The organism is Streptomyces sp. NRRL F-6492 (assembly GCF_001280125.1).
Taxonomy (GTDB): domain Bacteria; phylum Actinomycetota; class Actinomycetes; order Streptomycetales; family Streptomycetaceae; genus Streptomyces.
In genome coordinates this window covers 13,209-31,417 of sequence record NZ_LGEG01000211.1, presented here as the reverse complement: position 1 = coordinate 31,417, position 18,209 = coordinate 13,209, and the positions used below count along the sequence as shown (strand labels likewise).

At 72.2% G+C, this 18,209-nt stretch carries 16 protein-coding genes; 14 read left to right on the top strand and 2 right to left on the bottom strand.

Features of this window, described 5'->3' with window-relative positions:
* Positions 1 to 16 precede the first annotated feature (16 nt).
* The 4 genes from ADL08_RS16120 to ADL08_RS16105 all read left to right on the top strand — a co-directional run bounded on the left by ADL08_RS16120 (position 17) and on the right by ADL08_RS16105 (position 4,574).
* Positions 17 to 1,078 (top strand): LacI family DNA-binding transcriptional regulator, encoded by a 1,062-nt coding sequence (locus tag ADL08_RS16120; protein WP_053643430.1) that lies wholly within the window; start codon positions 17 to 19, stop codon positions 1,076 to 1,078.
* Positions 1,079 to 1,186: 108 nt separating this feature from the next.
* Entirely contained in the window at positions 1,187 to 2,323 is a 1,137-nt protein-coding gene (locus ADL08_RS16115; protein WP_053643428.1) for a S1C family serine protease, read from the top strand.
* Between the two features lie 20 nt (positions 2,324 to 2,343).
* Positions 2,344 to 3,072: a response regulator transcription factor gene (locus ADL08_RS16110; RefSeq protein ID WP_053643426.1), complete on the top strand. Its 729-nt coding sequence runs from the start codon at positions 2,344 to 2,346 to the stop codon at positions 3,070 to 3,072.
* An 86-nt stretch (positions 3,073 to 3,158) separates the two neighbouring features.
* Positions 3,159 to 4,574, top strand: coding sequence for a HAMP domain-containing sensor histidine kinase (locus tag ADL08_RS16105; RefSeq protein ID WP_053643671.1), 1,416 nt, complete (start codon positions 3,159 to 3,161; stop codon positions 4,572 to 4,574).
* Here ADL08_RS16105 and ADL08_RS16100 read toward each other — a convergent pair.
* Positions 4,539 to 5,393: a phosphatidylinositol-specific phospholipase C gene (locus ADL08_RS16100; RefSeq protein WP_053643424.1), complete on the bottom strand. Its 855-nt coding sequence runs from the start codon at positions 5,391 to 5,393 to the stop codon at positions 4,539 to 4,541. The genes ADL08_RS16105 and ADL08_RS16100 overlap by 36 nt on opposite strands.
* A gap of 130 nt (positions 5,394 to 5,523) precedes the next feature.
* Complete coding sequence (locus tag ADL08_RS16095; protein ID WP_053643422.1) at positions 5,524 to 7,359, bottom strand: bifunctional metallophosphatase/5'-nucleotidase; 1,836 nt, start codon at positions 7,357 to 7,359, stop codon at positions 5,524 to 5,526.
* Positions 7,360 to 7,515: 156 nt separating this feature from the next.
* On the opposite strand from ADL08_RS16095, the gene mshD reads away from it, so the two are divergent.
* The 10 genes from mshD (at position 7,516) to pstA (ending at position 18,188) form a co-directional block, all read left to right on the top strand.
* On the top strand, positions 7,516 to 8,442 hold the full coding sequence (mshD, locus tag ADL08_RS16090) for a mycothiol synthase (protein WP_053643420.1): 927 nt from the start codon (positions 7,516 to 7,518) through the stop codon (positions 8,440 to 8,442).
* Positions 8,443 to 8,575: 133 nt separating this feature from the next.
* Positions 8,576 to 8,974, top strand: a complete 399-nt coding sequence (locus ADL08_RS16085) for a GntR family transcriptional regulator (protein ID WP_053643418.1) — start codon at positions 8,576 to 8,578, stop codon at positions 8,972 to 8,974.
* Complete coding sequence (locus ADL08_RS16080) at positions 8,971 to 9,810, top strand: ABC transporter ATP-binding protein (protein WP_053643416.1); 840 nt, start codon at positions 8,971 to 8,973, stop codon at positions 9,808 to 9,810. Before ADL08_RS16085 ends, ADL08_RS16080 begins: the two co-directional genes overlap by 4 nt.
* Positions 9,807 to 10,775 carry an ABC transporter permease gene (locus tag ADL08_RS36655; protein ID WP_063885300.1) on the top strand — a complete coding sequence of 323 codons (969 nt, stop codon included), beginning with the start codon at positions 9,807 to 9,809 and terminating at the stop codon, positions 10,773 to 10,775. Before ADL08_RS16080 ends, ADL08_RS36655 begins: the two co-directional genes overlap by 4 nt.
* Positions 10,776 to 10,995: 220 nt before the next feature.
* A complete protein-coding gene (locus tag ADL08_RS16070; RefSeq protein WP_053643414.1) occupies positions 10,996 to 13,236 on the top strand; it encodes an RNA degradosome polyphosphate kinase in 2,241 nt (746 codons plus the stop codon).
* Positions 13,223 to 14,197 carry a CHAD domain-containing protein gene (locus ADL08_RS16065; protein ID WP_053643411.1) on the top strand — a complete coding sequence of 325 codons (975 nt, stop codon included), beginning with the start codon at positions 13,223 to 13,225 and terminating at the stop codon, positions 14,195 to 14,197. The genes ADL08_RS16070 and ADL08_RS16065 overlap by 14 nt, the downstream gene beginning before the upstream one ends.
* Positions 14,194 to 14,610, top strand: a complete 417-nt coding sequence (locus ADL08_RS16060; RefSeq protein ID WP_053643410.1) for an NUDIX hydrolase — start codon at positions 14,194 to 14,196, stop codon at positions 14,608 to 14,610. The genes ADL08_RS16065 and ADL08_RS16060 overlap by 4 nt, the downstream gene beginning before the upstream one ends.
* A 278-nt stretch (positions 14,611 to 14,888) precedes the next feature.
* A complete protein-coding gene (gene pstS, locus ADL08_RS16055; protein ID WP_053643408.1) occupies positions 14,889 to 16,031 on the top strand; it encodes a phosphate ABC transporter substrate-binding protein PstS in 1,143 nt (380 codons plus the stop codon).
* A gap of 112 nt (positions 16,032 to 16,143) precedes the next feature.
* On the top strand, positions 16,144 to 17,118 hold the full coding sequence (gene pstC, locus ADL08_RS16050; RefSeq protein WP_053643406.1) for a phosphate ABC transporter permease subunit PstC: 975 nt from the start codon (positions 16,144 to 16,146) through the stop codon (positions 17,116 to 17,118).
* The gene (pstA, locus tag ADL08_RS16045; RefSeq protein WP_053643404.1) at positions 17,115 to 18,188 is read left to right on the top strand and encodes a phosphate ABC transporter permease PstA; all 1,074 of its coding nucleotides are present in this window, start codon (positions 17,115 to 17,117) and stop codon (positions 18,186 to 18,188) included. Before pstC ends, pstA begins: the two co-directional genes overlap by 4 nt.
* Positions 18,189 to 18,209: the final 21 nt, after the last annotated feature.

Sequence of the window (18,209 nt, the reverse complement as noted above, 5' to 3'; positions counted from 1 at the left end):
GCGTAGACTGCCGCGCGTGGCCAAGGTGACGCGGGATGACGTAGCTCGACTGGCGGGTACTTCGACCGCGGTCGTGAGCTACGTCATCAACAACGGACCCAGGCCGGTCGCCCCGGCCACGCGCGAGCGTGTCCTCGCCGCCATCAAGGAGCTGGGCTACCGACCCGACCGGGTGGCCCAGGCGATGGCGTCCCGGCGCACCGACCTCATAGGCATGATCGTCCCGGACGCGCGCCAGCCGTTCTTCGCGGAGATGGCGCACGCGGTCGAGCAGGCCGCCGCCGAGCGCGGCAAGATGGTCCTCGTCGGGAACTCCGACTACCGGACCGAGCGCGAGATCCACTACCTGCGCGCCTTCCTCGGGATGCGGGTCTCCGGTCTGATCCTGGTCAGCCAGGGCATGAGCGAGCAGGCCGCGAGCGAGATCGAGGCCTGGGACGCGCGCGTGGTGCTGCTGCACGAGCGGCCCGAGGCGATCGACGACGTGGCCGTCGTCACCGACGACATCGGCGGCGCCCAGCTCGTCACCCGGCACCTCCTGGAGCACGGCCACCCGTACGTGGCGTGCCTCGGCGGCGTCCCGAACACCCCGGCCGTCGGCGACCCGGTCGCGGACCACGTCGAGGGCTGGCGGCGGGCCATGGTCGAGGCGGGCCGCTCCACCGAGGGCCGGCTCTTCGAGGCCCCGTACAACCGCTACGACGCCTACCAGGTGGCCCTGAAGCTGCTCGCGGGCCCGGACAGGCCGCCGGCCATCTTCTGCTCCACCGACGACCAGGCCTTCGGCGTGCTGCGGGCGGCGCGCGAGCTGCGGATCGAGGTGCCGACCGAGCTGGCGGTCGCGGGCTTCGACGACGTGAAGGAGGCGGCGCTCACCGATCCGCCGCTGACCACGGTCTTCTCGGACCGCCCGGCGATGGCCCGGGCGGCGGTGGACCTGGTCCTCGACGACTCGCTGCGGGTCGCGGGCTCGCGCCGCGAGCGGGTGCGGCTCTTCCCGTCGGCCCTGATCGTGCGCCGCTCCTGCGGCTGCGACGGCGGCGGCCCGGCCCTGGCGCCGGTCTCGACCCTGCGCTGACGCCCCCGGCCCCGGCCCCGCAGAGTTTTATATCGGGCATACAGGCTTCTGTCGGGCTTCTCAGCCGCTCCTCAGGCGGCTCTCATGTACGGCTCCGAGAGTCTTCCCATGACGGATCACCAGGAGCAGCCGCAGCAGCCGTACTACCCGCCGAGGCCGCCGTACGAGCCGGCACGGCCGCCGTACGGGCCGTTCACGGAGCCGATCGCCACCCCGCCCTCCGCCGCCGGGCCGTTCACCACCGAGCACGGCACCACGATCTGGCCGTCCGGCGGACACGGCGGGCACGGCGGGCACGTCCCGTCGGCGGACCCGGCGCCCGCCGCCACGGATGCCGTCCCGGGCCCCCGCCGCCGCGCGAAGCGCGGGGTCGGGCTCATGGCGGCCGTGGCCATCGCGGCCGCCGCGATCGGCGGCGGCACGGCAACGCTGGTCCAGCGGCTCACCGCCGACCCGGCGACGGTCTCCGCCGCCGCCCCCGTGCCCGGCACGAACGTGGCCGCGCGCGGCGCCGGCACCGTCGCCGGGGTCGCCGAGGCCGTCTCCCCCTCGATCGTGGAGATCTCCGCCGCCTCGGGCTCCGGCAAGTCGACCGGCTCGGGCGTGATCATCACCTCCGACGGCGAGATCGTCACCAACAACCACGTGGTCTCCGGCGCCTCCGAGATCACCGTGCGGCTGAACGACGGCAGGACCCACCCGGCCGAGGTCGTCGGCACGGACCCCGACAAGGACCTGGCGCTGATCAAGCTGAAGGGCGCCTCCGGCCTGAAGGCCGCCGCGCTCGGGAACTCGAAGGACGTGAAGGTCGGTGACGAGGTCGTGGCGATCGGCTCCCCCGAGGGGCTGACCGGGACCGTCACCAGCGGCATCGTCTCCGCCCTCGACCGGGACGTGACCGTGGCCAAGGACGAGGACCAGGGGCAGGACCAGGGGCAGGGCCAGCAGCAGTACGACCCCCGGCAGGGGTGGCCGTTCGAGTTCGGCGGACAGCAGTTCAACGGCGACACGGGCTCGTCGAAGACCACGTACAAGGCGCTCCAGACCGACGCCTCGCTCAATCCGGGGAATTCCGGCGGCGCGCTGATCAATATGAACGGTGAGATCATCGGAATCAATTCGGCCATGTATTCGCCCAGTTCTTCGAACGGTTCCACCGCCGGGAGCGTCGGCCTCGGATTCGCGATCCCGGTCGACACGGTGAAGGCCGACCTGGACGGACTCCGCTCGGGCGGCGACAACTGAACGCATGGGACGCTGCCCCCATGACGGGACAGCAGAACGAAGCCGAGCGCATCCTCATCGTCGACGACGAGCCCGCCGTCCGGGAGGCCCTGCGCCGCAGCCTCGCCTTCGAGGGGTACGGGACGCGGGACGCCGTCGACGGCCTGGACGCGCTCGCCGCCATGGAGTCGTACGCGCCCGACCTCGTCGTCCTCGACGTGCAGATGCCCCGCATGGACGGCCTGACGGCGGCCCGGCGGATCCGGGCGTCCGGCTCGACCGTGCCGATCCTGATGCTCACCGCCCGCGACACCGTCGGCGACCGGGTCACCGGGCTCGACGCGGGCGCGGACGACTACCTGGTGAAGCCCTTCGAGCTGGACGAGCTGTTCGCCCGCATCCGGGCCCTGCTGCGCCGCAGCTCGTACGCGGCGGCGACGGCCGGCGCCCCGGCCGGGGACGACGTGCTGTCCTTCGAGGACCTGCGGATGAACCTCGCCACCCGCGAGGTGACCCGGGGCGGACGGCCCGTGGAGCTGACGCGGACCGAGTTCACGCTCCTGGAGATGTTCCTGGCGCACCCGCGCCAGGTGCTGACCCGCGAGCAGATCCTCAAGGCGGTGTGGGGCTTCGACTTCGAGCCGAGCTCGAACTCGCTCGACGTGTACGTGATGTACCTGCGGCGCAAGACGGAGGCGGGCGGCGAGCCGCGCCTGGTCCACACGGTGCGGGGCGTGGGGTACGCGCTGCGCGGAGGGGGCGGGGAGTGACGGCGCCCCCGTTCCCGCCCGCGCCCGCCGACCGGCCCGCGCCCGCCGACCCGTCCGCCGACCGGCCCGGCCGCCGCTTCCGCCCCCTGGCCTGGTTCCGCTCCCGGCCGCTGCGCTCCCGGCTCGCCCTGCTCACCGCCGTCGCGGTGGCGCTCGCGGTGGCGGGGGTGTCCCTCGCGTGCTGGTTCGTGACCCGGGAGCAGCTGGAGGCCGAGCTGGACTCCGCGCTGCGCTCCACCCGGCTCGACCCGGGCGGGGCGCAGAACCTCCTGTCGTTCTGCCGCCAGGGCACCACGCCGCCGTCGGTGGCGGGCTCGTACACGGTGCAGGTGATCCTCGCCGACGGGAGCGTGTGCACCTCGGGGGAGGCCGCGATCCCCGTCGGGAGCGCCGACCTCGCGGTGGCGCAGGGGCGCCTGGAGGACGTCCTGCACACGGTGAAGGACGCCGGCGGACGCGAGATGCGCGTCTACACCTATCCGCAGGAGCGGACGCCCGGCCTCGCCGTCTCCCTCGCCCGGCCGCTCGCCGAGATCGACAACTCGATGTCCACGCTGCGCTGGGTGCTGCTCCTGGTCTCCGGGATCGGGGTCGTCGGCGCGGGCGCGGCGGGGCTGTGGGTGGCGCGGACGGGCCTGGAGCCGGTGAACCGGCTGACCGGGGCCGTCGAGCACGTGGCGGCGACCGAGGACCTGACGGTCCGCATCCCGGTGGAGGGCGAGGACGAGATCGCCCGTCTGTCGCGCTCGTTCAACGCGATGACGGCGGCGCTCGCGACCTCCCGGGACCTCCAGGCGCGGCTGATCGCGGACGCGGGGCACGAGCTGCGGACGCCGCTGACCTCGCTCCGCACGAACGTGGAGCTCCTCGCGCGGAGCGAGGAGACCGGCCGGGCGATCCCGCCGGAGGACCGGCGGGCCCTGATGGCCTCGGTGAAGGCGCAGATGACGGAGCTGGCGTCGCTGATCGGGGACCTCCAGGAGCTGGCCAGGCCGGACGCGGGGCGGTCGGGGCCCCTGGGGGTGGTGCCGCTGCACACGGTCCTGCGGGCGGCCCTGGACCGGGCGCGGCTGCGCGGCCCGGAGCTGGCCTTCGTGACGGACCTGGCGCCCTGGTACGTACGGGCGGAGACGGCGGCGCTCGAACGGGCCCTGGTGAACGTCCTGGACAACGCGGTGAAGTTCTCGCCGCCCCGGGGGACGGTCGAGGTGACCCTGATGCGGGGCGAGCTGACGGTCCGGGACCACGGTCCGGGCATTCCGGCGGACGAGCTGCCGCACGTCTTCGACCGCTTCTGGCGCTCGCCCTCGGCCCGCAGCCTGCCGGGCTCGGGCCTGGGCCTGTCGATCGTGGCGCGGACGGTGCGGCAGGCGGGCGGCACGGTCGCGCTGGCCCCGGCGGAGGGCGGCGGGACGGTGGCGACGGTGCGGCTGCCGGGGGCGCCGACACCGCCGCCGGGCGGGGCCTCAGTTGTGCCGGAGGAGGGCCTCGACAAGCCCTGACCGGGTGTGGGGGAAGTCCAGGGGGACGATCCCGAGCCCGGTCCGGCCGGCCAGTTCGGCGCCGTCGAGGAAGCCGTGGACGCGGGGGTTGAGCCGGTCGGAGTTCCAGCGGGGCGGGAGGTACGCGGAGGTGCTGACGAAGTTGACGTAGAGGCGGCCCGGCTGGGCGACGGCGGCGCGGAAGTGGGCCTGGACCTTCGGGTACTTGGCGTCGGGCAGCGCGTTCCAGTCGTCCTGGAGGGCGATCTGCGAGCCGTCCCACCACTTCAGTCCGGGCAGGCCGCCGTTGTCGGCGACGAGGACGACCTTCCCGCGGGCCTCGCCGAGGAGCGGCAGCCGGTCGCCGATCCGGAAGAGGGAGCGCCAGCCGCGCCGGTCGAGGTAGTCGTCGAAGACGGCCCGGAAGGTGGCGTCGGACTCCTCGGAGTACTCCTGCTTGACCCGCATGAGGACGGTCTCGGAGGGGTGGGCGGCGAGGAAGTCCCGGCAGGCGATCAGCACGTCGCCGAACATCGCGTTCTGGTACGAGGCGCCGTGGTGGATCGCGAACGACCCGCCGGTCACCCGGCACCGCACGTCCAGGAAGCGGATGCCGCTGTCCAGCTGCTGGGCGATCGTGGTGTTCTGGCACTCGCTCCAGGGCCCGCCGAAACGGGCGCCGGAGTCGTGCGTGCCGGGGATGGTGAGCCGGGCCAGCGCGGTCCCGTCCCCGTGCGCGGCCATCCACGCCCGTACGTCCACGGCCGAGGCGGGGGGCGCCCCGAGCATCACTCCGGCTCCGGCGGCCAGGGCTCCCACGAGGAATCGTCGTCGGTCCATGGCACCGCACTATGACAGGTCCACTTCAACCCTTGCCAGGGTGCGGCACGGAGGAAATCGCCGAGGCGCGGCAAGGGACGAAAAAGGGGCGGCGGCCCGCCGAAACGGTCCGCCGCCCCTCCCTCGGGGGTTACTTGATGACGGTGATGCGGTCCGCGGCCGGCACCGGGAGCGGTGCGGAGGCCGAGGAGTGGGCCGTCAGGTAGGCGGTGAACATGTCCAGGTCGGACGCGCCGACCAGCTTGTTCCTGTGCTCCTTCAGGACCGCGAAGCCGTCGCCGCCGCCGGACAGGAACTCGTTCATCGCGACCCGGTAGGTCTTCGCCGGGTCGATCGGCTCACCGTTCAGCCGCACCGAGCCGACCACGATCCGGTCGGCGCCGGTCTTCGTCATGTCCAGGGTGTAGGTGAAGCCCCTCGACACCTGGAGGATCTTCGGGGACGCCAGGTTGGCGCCGCTGACCTGCTGCTGGAGCGTGGTGACGAGCTGGGCGCCGGTCAGGTCGACCGCCGTCATCATGTTGGTGAACGGCTGGACGGTGTACGCCTCGCCGTAGGTCACCACCCCGTCGCCCTCGGACCCGGACGCCTTGCGGGTCAGGGGCGCGCGGATGCCGCCCGGGTTCATCAGGGCGAGCTGGGCGCCGCCCTTGTCGGCCGGGGCCATGCCCTCCAGCTGCGCGTCCGCGATCAGGTCGCCCAGCGGCTTCTCGTACACCTGGGCGTCGAGGGGGTTCTCGATGTCGGCGGAGATGTGGCCGACGGGGCGGTTGGCGATCGGCGCGGCCAGGGTCTTCCACCGGTCGATCAGCTTGCTCATGTCCTTGGCCGGCTTCACGTCACGGGTGACGACGTGGTTCGCGGAGGCGACGGCGGTGCGGACGATGTCGTCCGTGCGGCGGTCGTAGGTGAGCGTCGTGTCGGTGTACAGCCGGCCGAAGGAGGCCGCCGAGGTGACCGTGCGCGGCTTGCCCGCCGGGTCCGGGATCGTGCACGCGTACGCCTGGTGGGTGTGGCCGGTGACCAGGGCGTCGACCTGCGGGCTGACGTTCTTGGCGATGTCGACGATCGGGCCGGAGACGCCGTTGCCGGGACCCGGGCTGTCGCAGTCGTAGTTGTACGCGCCCGAGGCGGGCAGGCCGCCCTCGTGGAGCAGGGCGACGATCGACTTCACGCCCTTGCGCTCCAGCACCTTGGCGTACTTGTTGATCGTCTCGACCTCGTCGCCGAACTTCAGGCCCTTGATGCCCTCGGCGGACACGATGTTCGCCGTGCCTTCGAGGGTGACGCCGATGAAGCCGATCCTGACGCCGTCGCGCTCCCAGACGAAGTACGGGTCGAGCAGCGGCCTGCCGCTCTTCTCGTTCGTCACGTTGGCCGCGAGGTAGGGGAAGTCGGCGCCCTTGAACTTCTTGCCCTTGACGAAGCAGCCCTCGACCGGGTGACAGCCGCCGTTCTGGATGCGGGCCAGCTCGCGCGCGCCCTCGTCGAACTCGTGGTTGCCCACCGAGGTCACGTCGAGCTCCAGCTTGTTGAGCGCCTCGATGGTCGGCTCGTCGTGGAAGAGCCCGGAGACCAGCGGCGAGGCGCCGATCATGTCACCCGCGGCGGCGGTGACGGAGTACCGGTTGCCCTTGCGGGCCTGCCGCAGGTGCGTGGCGAGGTACTCGACGCCGCCGACGCCCTCGACGGTCTCGGAGGTGCCGTCCGGCTTCAGGCGGGTGAGCCGGCCCGCCGAACCGGTCGGCGGCTCCAGGTTGCCGTGCAGGTCGTTGAAGGAGAGCAGCTGGACGTCGACCAGACGGCCCTGCCCCTTGCCGTGCCCGTGGCCGTGTCCGCCGCCGAACCGGTCACCGGCCGCACCGGCCGACGGCATCGCGGCGACGAGCGCCCCGACCGTCACGAGCCCGGCCCCCGCGGCGAGGATCCGCCGCGCCGTCCTGTTCTTCCTCGGTGTCGCTGCCATCTGTCCTCTGTTCCCCTTGCGCCTCTACGGGACGCACTTCCCGTATGCCGGTGCAGCCTAGGGTCAACGCGCGTAGCGCAACAGGGGGGTGTGGATTACAAGACGGTTGCCGCCCGCTTTCCGCCGGGCGGCGGCGGGCCGCCGTAGGCTCGTGCCATGACTTCCGACGCGGCACCGGCCCTCGAACCCGGACGGCAGATCCACACGTACGACGAGCTCACGCCCGAGCAGGTCCGGGACGTATCGGAGCTCCTGGAGGCCGCCGACCGGGCCGACGGCATGCACGCCGTGTCCGAACAGGGGCGGCTCTACCTGCGCAACGGCCGGCGCGAGGGCGTGCGGCACTTCCTGCTGACCGTCGGCCCCCGGCTCTACGGCTACGCCCAGCTGGAGGAGACCGACCCGATCGAGGCCCCGGCCGCCGAGCTGGTCGTCCACCCCGACCGGCGCGGACGCGGACACGGCCGGGCCCTCGGCACCGCCCTGCTCGACGCCTCCGGCAAGCGGCTGCGCGTCTGGGCGCACGGCGGCAAGCCGGCCGCCCGGCACCTGGCCCAGGTCCTCGGCCTGACCCTCTTCCGCGAACTGCGCCAGCTGCGGCGGTCCCTGGTGCCGCTCGACCTCCCGGAGCCGGTGCTGCCCGAGGGCGTCACCGTCCGCACCTTCGTCCCCGGGCAGGACGACGCGGCCTGGCTCGCCGTCAACGCCGCCGCCTTCGCCCACCACCCCGAGCAGGGCTCCCTCACCCAGCGGGACCTGGACGACCGGACCGCCGAGCCGTGGTTCGACCCGAAGGGCTTCTTCCTCGCGGAGGAGGACGGACGGCTCGTCGGCTTCCACTGGACGAAGACGCACGCCGAGGAGCAGCTCGGCGAGGTGTACGTGGTCGGGATCCTGCCCGAGGCCCAGGGCGGCGGCCTCGGCAAGGCGCTCACCGCGACCGGCCTGCGGCACCTGGCGGCGCAGGGGCTGCCGACGGCGATGCTGTACGTGGACGGGGACAACTCGACGGCGGTGCGGGTGTACGAGGGGCTCGGCTTCACCACGCACGAGGTGGACCTGATGTACCGCACGGAGTCGTAGACCCGTACGCACGGAGTCGTAGACCCGTACGCACGGAGTCGTGAGCACCCTCTTTCCGGGGGCGGTTGACACCGCCCCCTTCTTTCCACCACCCTTTCACTACTTGATTAGTGAAAGGGTGGTGAAAGGGATCGTGGTCGAGTACCGCATCGACCGGCGCAGTGGCGTCGCCACCTACCTCCAGATCGTCCAGCAGACGAAACAGGCCCTCCGGATGGGCCTCCTGGAGCCCGGCGACCGACTGCCCACCGCACGCGAGGTCGTCGAGGCGACGGCCATCAACCCCAACACGGTCCTCAAGGCCTACCGCGAACTCGAACGCGAAGGCCTCGTCGAGGCCCGCCGCGGCCTCGGCACCTTCGTCCGCGCCACCCTCGGCACCGGCCCCGCCGACTCGCCCCTGCGCGGCGAACTCGCCGACTGGACACGCCGGGCCCGGGCCGCGGGACTCGAACGGGACGACGTGGCCGCGCTCTTCACATCCGTACTGGACCAGCACTTCACGGACGCACCATCCAAGGGGGAGGAATGACCGATCCGGTCATCGAGGCCGAAGGACTCGGCCTGCACTACCGCCGGCGCGGCAGGACCTGGGCGTTGAGGGACTGCACCTTCGCCCTACCCGCCGGCCGGATCGCCGCCGTCGTCGGGCCCAACGGAGCGGGCAAGTCGTCCCTCCTCGCGCTGGCCGCCGGCCTGCTGCGCCCCTCGGAGGGACGGATCGAGGCGCCTTCGCGGGACCGCCTCGCGTACGTGGCCCAGGGCAAGCCCCTGTACGACCAGTTCACCGTCGCGGAAACACTGCGAATGGGCCGTGAGCTCAATCCGGGCCGCTGGGACGCGACCATCGCCGAGAACATCGTCGCCACGGGCTCCTTGCCGTCGAAGGCGCGGGTCCGCTCCCTCTCCGGCGGCCAGCGCACCCGTCTCGCGCTCGCCCTCGCACTCGGCAAGCGTCCCGAAGTCCTCCTCCTCGACGAGCCGATGGCCGACCTCGACCCGCTCGCCCGTCACGAACTCATGGGTGCCCTCATGGCCGACGCCGCCGAGCGCGGCACCACTGTCGTCATGTCGTCCCACATCCTCACCGAGTTGGAGGACGCCTGCGACCACCTGTTGCTCGTACAGGACGGCCGGATCCGCCTCGACGGCGCGATCGACGAACTGGTCGCCGCACACACCCTGCTCACCGGCCCGGTCGCCGACCTCGCCCCGCACACGGTGGTCGACGCCCGCACCACCGGCCGCCAGCTCACCGCCCTGATCCGCCGCGAGGGCCCGGTCGAGGGCCCCTGGGAGGCCTCCGAACCCTCCCTGGAAGAACTCCTCCTCGCCCACCTCCGCACCCCCGAGGGAGTCCCTACATGACCGCCCTCGCCCTCAAGGGCCCCTACTGGGTGACGTGCCGGCAACACCGATGGGCGTTGTGGACCGCCCTCGCTCTGGCCGGGACGGCAGTGGCGGTCCTGATCACTTCACGGCTGTGGTCCGACAGCGCGACGGAGGCACTGCGCGCGACGGGCTGCACCTACGGCAGCTTGGAGCGGTCCTGCTTCCAGCCCGCCCGCGACTACGCCGACAGCCAATGGCTGGCCCGGCACCTCGTCGAGTACGCCGCCCTGGGGATGCTCGTCCTGCCCGTGCTCCTCGGGGCGTTCGTCGCGGGCCCGGTGCTCGCTCGTGAACTGGAGACCGGGACGTACAGGCTGGCGTGGACGCAATCCGTCAGTCCGGCGCGCTGGCTCGCGGCGAAGATCGCGGTGCCCGCCGCCCTCGTCCTCACGGTGGTCCCACTGCTGAGCCTGGTCTTCTACTGGTCGTGGTCGACCGGCCCCAGCCACACCTTCCCCACCCACTGGCACGAACCGACCATGTTCGTCTCGTTCGGCATCGTGCCGACGGCACACGCCCTGTTGGGCCTCGGTCTGGGAACGGCCGTCGGGGTCCTCGTCCGGCGCACCGTCATCGCCATGGGCGTCACCGTCCTGTTCACCGGCGCGGCCGTGGCCCTCCTCTCCCGCCTACGCGACGGCCTCTGGCCCCTCAGGACCCTGACCGGCTCCGGACTCTCCCTCGACGGGGAGGTGTGGCGTCTGGACAGCGGGATGCTCACCTCGTCCGGCGAACGTCTCCTCTGGGAAGACTGCCAGGTGGCACGGCCGGAAAACGTCCGACAGTGCATGACCGACCGCGGCGGGGTCGTCGAGTTCGCCGACATCCACCCCGCCTCGCACTACTGGCCGCTCCAGCTCGTCGAGACCGGCATCCTCCTCGCCCTCGCCGCCCTCGCGGCCTACGTCGCCTTCCGCGTCCTGCGCGCCCGGCACCCGTAACCCTCCGCAAGAAGAAACGGGAGAAGAATCGGGGGCGGGGCCCGCACACGGCCCCGCCCCCGATTCCCGTACGACATGTCGTCGTTACCGGCCATTCAGAAGCGCTTGCGACGCTCACGCAATGAAGCGCTCCGTGTCCGGCCTTCCCAAAGGGAGGCTTCCCTCCCCCACGGCCCGCTCCGACGCGCCCGAGCAGCCCCTCGCGCGGAAGAATGGGGTCATGAGCCAGCAGCCCGCCGAGGTCCCGGTCCAGTCCTCCGCCACGCCGTCGTCCGCCACGCCGCCCTCCTCCCCCCTCGGTTCCATAGCCGCGCACCGAACCCGGGCGGCCACCGACCTCGACTCCGGTCTGGACACCGATCCGGACACGTACGAGAGCGACGGCGCGCTCGGCGACGAGCTGCCGCAGGGACGGTTCCTCGACCGGGAGCGCAGCTGGCTCGCGTTCAACGAGCGCGTCCTCGAACTCGCCGAGGACCCCACGACCCCCCTCCTCGAACGGGCGAACTTCCTCGCGATCTTCGCCTCGAACCTGGACGAGTTCTTCATGGTCCGGGTCGCCGGCCTCAAGCGCCGCATCGCCACCGGCGTCGCCACCCGCTCCGCCTCCGGCCTCCAGCCCCGCGAGGTCCTCGACCTGATCTGGACCCGCTCGCGCGAGCTCATGGCCCGGCACGCCGCCTGCTACCAGCAGGACGTGGCCCCGGCCCTGGCCGACGAGGGCATCCACCTGATCCGCTGGCCCGAGCTCACGGAGAAGGAGCAGGCCCGCCTCTTCACCCTCTTCCGCCAGCAGGTCTTCCCCGTCCTCACCCCGCTCGCCGTCGACCCGGCCCACCCCTTCCCGTACATCTCGGGGCTCTCGCTCAACCTCGCCGTGGTCGTGCGCAATCCGGTCAGCGGCCACCGCCACTTCGCGCGCGTGAAGGTGCCCCCGCTGCTCTCCCGCTTCCTGGAGGCCTCCCCGCAGCGGTACGTCCCCCTGGAGGACGTCATCGCCGCGCACCTGGAGGAGCTGTTCCCCGGCATGGAGGTGCTGGCGCACCACATGTTCCGGGTGACCAGGAACGAGGACCTGGAGGTCGAGGAGGACGACGCCGAGAACCTGCTCCAGGCCCTGGAGAAGGAGCTCATGCGGCGCCGCTTCGGCCCGCCGGTCCGCCTGGAGGTCGAGGAGTCCATCGACCCGTACGTCCTCGACCTGCTGGTGCGCGAGCTGAAGGTCTCCGACGCCGAGGTCTACCCGCTGCCCGGCCCGCTCGACCTGACCGGCCTCTTCGGGATCTCCGGCCAGGACCGGCCCGAGCTGAAGTACCCGACGTTCGTCGCCGGCACCCACCGGGACCTCGCCGAGGTCGAGTCCGCGTCCGCGCCGGACGTCTTCGCCGCGCTGCGCGAGCGGGACGTGCTCCTGCACCACCCGTACGACTCGTTCTCCACCTCCGTCCAGGCCTTCCTGGAGCAGGCGGCGGCCGACCCGGACGTCCTGGCGATCAAGCAGACGCTGTACCGGACCTCCGGCGACTCCCCGATAGTGGACGCCCTCATCGACGCCGCCGAGTCCGGCAAGCAGGTCCTCGTCCTGGTCGAGATCAAGGCCCGCTTCGACGAACAGGCCAACATCAAGTGGGCGCGCAAGCTGGAGGAGGCCGGCTGCCACGTCGTCTACGGCCTCGTCGGCCTCAAGACCCACTGCAAGCTGTCGCTCGTCGTACGGCAGGAGGGCGAGCTGCTGCGCCGGTACTCGCACGTCGGCACCGGCAACTACCACCCCAAGACGGCCCGGCTCTACGAGGACCTCGGCCTGCTCACCGCCGACCCGCAGGTCGGCGCGGACCTCTCCGACCTGTTCAACCGGCTCTCCGGCTACTCCCGGCGCGAGACCTACCGGCGCCTGCTGACCGCCCCGAAGTCGCTGCGGGACGGCCTGGTCTCCCGGATCACCAAGGAGATCGCCCACCACCGCGCCGGCCGGCCCGCGTACGTGCGGATCAAGGTCAACTCGATGGTCGACGAGGCCGTCATCGACGCCTGCTACCAGGCCTCGCGGGCCGGAGTCCCCGTCGACATCTGGGTCCGCGGCATCTGCGCCGTACGGCCCGGGGTCGCCGGCCTCTCCGAGAACATCCGGGTCCGCTCCGTCCTCGGCCGCTTCCTGGAGCACTCCCGGATCTTCGCCTTCTGCAACGGCGGCGAGCCCGAGGTGTGGTTCGGCAGCGCCGACATGATGCACCGCAACCTGGACCGCCGGATCGAGGCCCTCGTACGGGTCTCCGACCCGGGGCACCGGGCGGCCCTCACCCGGCTCCTGGAGACCGGGATGTCCGACACCACCACCTCCTGGCACCTCGGCCCGGACGGGAACTGGACGCGGCACGCGACCGACCCCGAGGGACGGCCCCTGCGGCACGTCCAGGAGATGCTCATCGACGCGCGGAGGCGCAGGCGTGCACAACCCTGACCAGTCGCAGGACGTCACGGCGGGCGAGGCCCTGGCCCCCTACCTGCACGCCCGGGCCGCGGACTTCCTCCGCGGCCTGCGCCTGCACGGCGAGAGCGGCTCCGACACGGCCGGCGCGGAGGAGGCGGCCCGCACCCTGCGGGCCGCCGCCCGCCGGATCGGCGCCACCCTCCACACCTTCCGGCCGCTGCTCGACGGCGCCTGGGCCGACGAGCTGCGCACCGAGCTGGCCTGGCTCTCGGGCACCCTGGCCGTGGAGCAGGCCTGCACCTCGCGCCTGGTCCGCCTGGTGGACGCGCTGTCCCGCCTGTCGAGCGGCGGCGGGCCCGTCCCCGCCGCCCGCGGCAGCGAGTCCGCCGGGCTCTCGGTCGGCGCGGCCCGGGCCGGCGCCCTCCTGGAGCGCCAGCTGACCCTGGCCCGTACGCGCGCCCACTCGGCGGCCCTCCAGGCGCTCGGCTCCGCCCGCTTCCACGCGGTCGCGGACGCCGTCGCCCTCCTCGCCTCCGAGGTGCCGCTCGGGCCCGCCTCCGCCGCGCCCGCCGCCGAGGTCCTGGACGCCTCCGCCGGGGTGGCCGAAAGACGCCTCCTGGACGCGGTCGCCGCCCTCCCGCTGACCCGGGCGGCCCACCCGTACAACGCCGACGCCCTCGCCGGCGAGACCCAGGACGCGCCCTGGCACCAGACCCGGCTCCTGCTGCGGCTGCACCGGTACGCCACCGAGGCCCTGTACACCGGGGGCGAGCCGGACCCCGTCCTGTACGAGGCGGCCCGCGCCCTGGACCGGCACCGCGACGCCGCCGAGGCCGCGTCGGCGGCCGCCGCGGCCGCCCGCACCCCCCGGATCGCCCCGGCGACGGCCTACGCCCTCGGCGTCCTCCACGCCGACCAGCGCCACGAGGTCGAGGCCGCCCGCTTCGCCTTCCAGCGCGCCTGGCGCAGAACGACGGCCCCGGTCCCATGACCACCGCCCGGGACCCGATCCTGGCGGCGGGCTGCGTCCTGTGGCGCCCGTCGCCCTCGGGGCGGGGGATCGAGATCGCGCTGGTCCACCGGCCCAAGTACGGCGACTGGTCGCACCCGAAGGGGAAGCTGAAGCGCGGCGAGACGGCGGAGGAGTGCGCACGGCGCGAGGTCCTGGAGGAGACGGGCCGCCACTGCGCGCTCGGCCCCCGCCTGCCCACGGTCCACTACGCGGTGGCGGGCCGCCCCAAGGAGGTCGCCTACTGGTCGGCCCGCGCCCTCGGCGGCTCCTTCACCCCGTCCCGGGAGGTCGACGCCCTCCTCTGGCTCCCCCCGGCCGAGGCCCGCCCCCGCCTCACCCGGGCGAGGGACCGCGAACTCCTGGACACGGCGCTGAAGACGACCCGCCACTGAGACGCCCCCGGCCGAAGGCCGGAAAAACCCTCACCCCGCCACGCACGGCACCCCCCACCCCCGACCGCCCCCACCCCGAGGGGCCCGCACCCGGGCTTCCGGCACGGTTCACTTCCCGTTCACCCTCCCCCGTCGACCGCTTCACCTGTTCTGCCTAATTTCGGCCTTACGAGGTGCTCGGAGCACAGCGAAGCACCCGCCAAACCGACACACGCCGCCGTAGAACGTTCAGGACACTCGGTCCGCGACAAGGCGGCTTCTGGAAGGAACACCCGAAAGTGAAGCTTTCGCGCAAGAACGGGCTTCGCGCCTCCGCGATCGGTGCCCTCGTCGTCTCCGGCGCCCTGGTCCTCTCGGCGTGTGGCTCGGACAACAACACGGCGACCCCGGACAAGAAGGACGGCGCCAGCACCTCGGCCGCCGCTTCGAACATCGCCTGCGAGGGCGCCAAGGGTCAGCTTCTCGCCGCCGGCTCCAGCGCGCAGAAGAACGCGATGGACCTGTGGGTGAAGAACTTCCAGGCCGCCTGCTCCGGCGTCGAGATCAACTACCAGGCCATCGGTTCCGGCGGCGGCATCACCAAGTTCAACCAGGGCCAGGTCGCCTTCGCGGGCTCCGACTCCGCCCTGAAGGACGAAGAGGTCGCCGAGTCCCAGAAGATCTGCAAGACCGGCAAGGGCGTCAACCTGCCCATGGTCGGCGGCCCCATCGCCATCGGCTACAAGCTGGAGGGCGTGGACAACCTGGTCCTGGACGCCTCCGCCATCGCCAAGATCTTCGACAACAAGATCACCAAGTGGAACGACCCGGCGATCGCCAAGCTGAACCCGGGCGCCAAGCTCCCCGACTCCACCATCCAGGCCTTCCACCGCTCCGACGAGTCGGGCACCACCCAGAACCTGGGCAAGTACCTCTCGACCGCCGCCGCGGCCGACTGGAAGCACGACCCGAAGTCGAAGTCGTGGCCCGCCCAGGGCGGCCAGGCCGCCAACGGCTCCTCCGGCGTCGCCACCGCGGTCAAGGACGCCGAGGGCTCCATCGGCTACTTCGAGCTCTCGTACGCCACCGCGAACAAGATCTCCACGGTCAGCATCAACACCGGCGCCGCCGCCCCGGTCACCGCCACCTCGGAGAACGCCTCCAAGGCCATCGCCGCCGCCAAGGTCAAGGGCACCGGCAGCGACCTGGCCCTCTCCCTCGACTACGCCACCAAGGCCGAGGGCGCCTACCCGATCGTCCTCGTCACGTACGAGATCGCCTGCGACAAGGGCAACAAGGCGGAGACCCTGCCGACCCTGAAGGCCTTCCTCAACTACACCGTGAGTGAGGAGGGCCAGAAGGTCCTCACCGACGCCGGCTACGCCCCGCTCCCGGCCGAGATCGCCGCCAAGGTCCGCACGATCGTCCCCACCCTGTCCTGACCCCCCGGCCGGGCCGGCCCCCCGCCTCCCGTGGAGGGGCCGGCCCGGCATCCGGTGCACCGCCGCCAGGAGCCCGTACACCCCGTACCGGCCCCGCAGACCGGAGAAGCAGATGGCCACCACCACACCAGAGCTCAAGAGGAGCCGGAGCGCCAAGAGCGCCTCCCGCCCCGGGGACCGCGTCTTCAGCGGGCTCTCCCGAGGCTCCGGCATCACCCTCCTCGTCATCATGGCCGCGATCGCGGTCTTCCTCAGCTACCGCGCCGTCCTCGCCATCTCGAAGGACAGCACCAACTTCTTCACCACCTTCGAGTGGAACCCGGCCGGCGACCCGCCGGTCTTCGGCATCGCCGTCCTCGCCTTCGGCACCGTCGTCTCGTCGGTCGTCGCGATGGTCATCGCCGTACCGGTCGCGATCGGCATCGCGCTGTTCATCTCGCACTACGCCCCGCGCCGGCTCGCCAAGCCCCTCGCGTACGTCGTCGACCTGCTCGCCGCCGTGCCCAGCATCATCTACGGCCTCTGGGGCGCGATCTTCCTCGTCCCGTACCTGGCCGGCCTCAACGAGTGGCTCGACCAGTACCTCGGCTGGACGTACGTCTTCGACAAGTCGCAGGACGGCGTCGCCCGCAACCTCTTCACCGTGGGCATCCTCCTGGCGATCATGATCCTCCCGATCATCACCAACGTGACCCGCGAGGTCTTCCTCCAGGTCCCGAAGATGCACGAGGAGGCCGCCCTCGCCCTCGGCGCCACGCGCTGGGAGGTCATCCGCATGTCGGTGCTGCCCTTCGGCCGCTCCGGCATCATCTCCGCCTCCATGCTGGGCCTCGGCCGCGCGCTCGGCGAGACCATGGCCGTCGCCGTGGTCCTCTCCCCCAGCTTCCTCATCTCGGGCCACCTGCTCGACCCGGGCGGCGGCACCTTCGCCCAGAACATCGCCGCCAAGTTCAACGAGGCCAACGAGTTCGGCCGGGACGCCCTCATCGCGTCCGGTCTCGTCCTCTTCGCCATCACCCTGCTCGTCAACGGCGCGGCCCGCTGGATCATCGGCCGCCGCAAGGAGTACTCGGGGGCAGCGGCATGAGCCACGCCATTCAGGACCGTCCGCTCTCGGTGGCCCCGCGCCGCGGGTCCCTCTCCCACGCCCGCCTCCCCCGCTGGACCCCGGCGGCCGTCGCCGTCGGCTCGGTCCTCGCGGGCGTCGGCACCGGCCTCGCCGCCGGCTGGCACAGCAAGATCCAGTGGGGCCTGGTCTCGGCCCTGCTCTTCGTCCTCGTCACGTACGCCCTGACCAGCAAGGTCGAGGGCAGCCGCCAGGCCAAGGACCGCGTCGCCACCAGCCTCGTCTGGGTCTGCTTCGTCCTCGCCGTCGTCCCGCTGGTCTCCCTCGCCTGGGTCACGATCAGCAAGGGCGCGGCCGTCCTCGACGGCTACTTCCTGACCCACTCGATGAACGGCGTCCTCGACGCCGAGGCCGGCGGCGGCGTCTACCACGCGCTGCTCGGCACCATCGAGCAGGTCGGCATCGCGACCCTGATCGCCGCCCCGATCGGCCTGCTGACCGCGGTCTACCTCGTCGAGTACGGCGGCGGGAGGCTCGCCCAGGCCGTCACCTTCTTCGTCGACGTCATGACCGGCATCCCGTCGATCGTCGCCGGCCTCTTCGTCCTCGCCACCTGGAACCAGATCTTCGACTTCGGCCCCTCCGGTTTCGCCGGCGCGATGGCCCTCGCCATCCTGATGATGCCGGTCGTGGTCCGCTCCACCGAGGAGATGCTCAAGCTCGTCCCCAACGAGCTCCGCGAGGCCTCCCTCGCCCTCGGCATCCCCAAGTGGCGCACCATCCTGAAGGTGGTCCTGCCCACCGCGATCGGCGGCATCACCACGGGCGTCATGCTCGCGGTCGCCCGCATCACCGGCGAGACGGCCCCCGTCCTGCTCCTCGTGTTCGGTACGAAGCTCATCAACCCGAACCCCTTCGAAGGCGCCCAGTCCTCCCTGCCGCTCTACGTGTACGAGCAGTACGCGGTCGGCACCGACTCCGCCGTGGCCCGCGCCTGGGCCGCCGCGCTCGTCCTGATCGCCTTCGTCATGATCCTCAACCTGGTGGCCCGCGGCATCGCCCGCTGGAAGGCCCCGAAGACCGGCCGCTGACCGCGGCAATTGGAAGTGATC

Excerpts from the sequence above, each read along its gene's own strand:
- ADL08_RS16115 (WP_053643428.1), top strand. The coding sequence starts at position 1,187 with ATGACGGATCACCAGGAGCAGCCGCAGCAGCCGTACTACCCGCCGAGG.
- ADL08_RS16110 (WP_053643426.1), top strand. The coding sequence starts at position 2,344 with ATGACGGGACAGCAGAACGAAGCCGAGCGCATCCTCATCGTCGACGAC.
- ADL08_RS16100 (WP_053643424.1), bottom strand. The coding sequence starts at position 5,393 with ATGGACCGACGACGATTCCTCGTGGGAGCCCTGGCCGCCGGAGCCGGA.
- ADL08_RS16095 (WP_053643422.1), bottom strand. The coding sequence starts at position 7,359 with ATGGCAGCGACACCGAGGAAGAACAGGACGGCGCGGCGGATCCTCGCC.
- mshD (WP_053643420.1), top strand. The coding sequence starts at position 7,516 with ATGACTTCCGACGCGGCACCGGCCCTCGAACCCGGACGGCAGATCCAC.
- ADL08_RS16080 (WP_053643416.1), top strand. The coding sequence starts at position 8,971 with ATGACCGATCCGGTCATCGAGGCCGAAGGACTCGGCCTGCACTACCGC.
- ADL08_RS36655 (WP_063885300.1), top strand. The coding sequence starts at position 9,807 with ATGACCGCCCTCGCCCTCAAGGGCCCCTACTGGGTGACGTGCCGGCAA.
- ADL08_RS16070 (WP_053643414.1), top strand. The coding sequence starts at position 10,996 with ATGAGCCAGCAGCCCGCCGAGGTCCCGGTCCAGTCCTCCGCCACGCCG.
- ADL08_RS16060 (WP_053643410.1), top strand. The coding sequence starts at position 14,194 with ATGACCACCGCCCGGGACCCGATCCTGGCGGCGGGCTGCGTCCTGTGG.
- pstC (WP_053643406.1), top strand. The coding sequence starts at position 16,144 with ATGGCCACCACCACACCAGAGCTCAAGAGGAGCCGGAGCGCCAAGAGC.
- pstA (WP_053643404.1), top strand. The coding sequence starts at position 17,115 with ATGAGCCACGCCATTCAGGACCGTCCGCTCTCGGTGGCCCCGCGCCGC.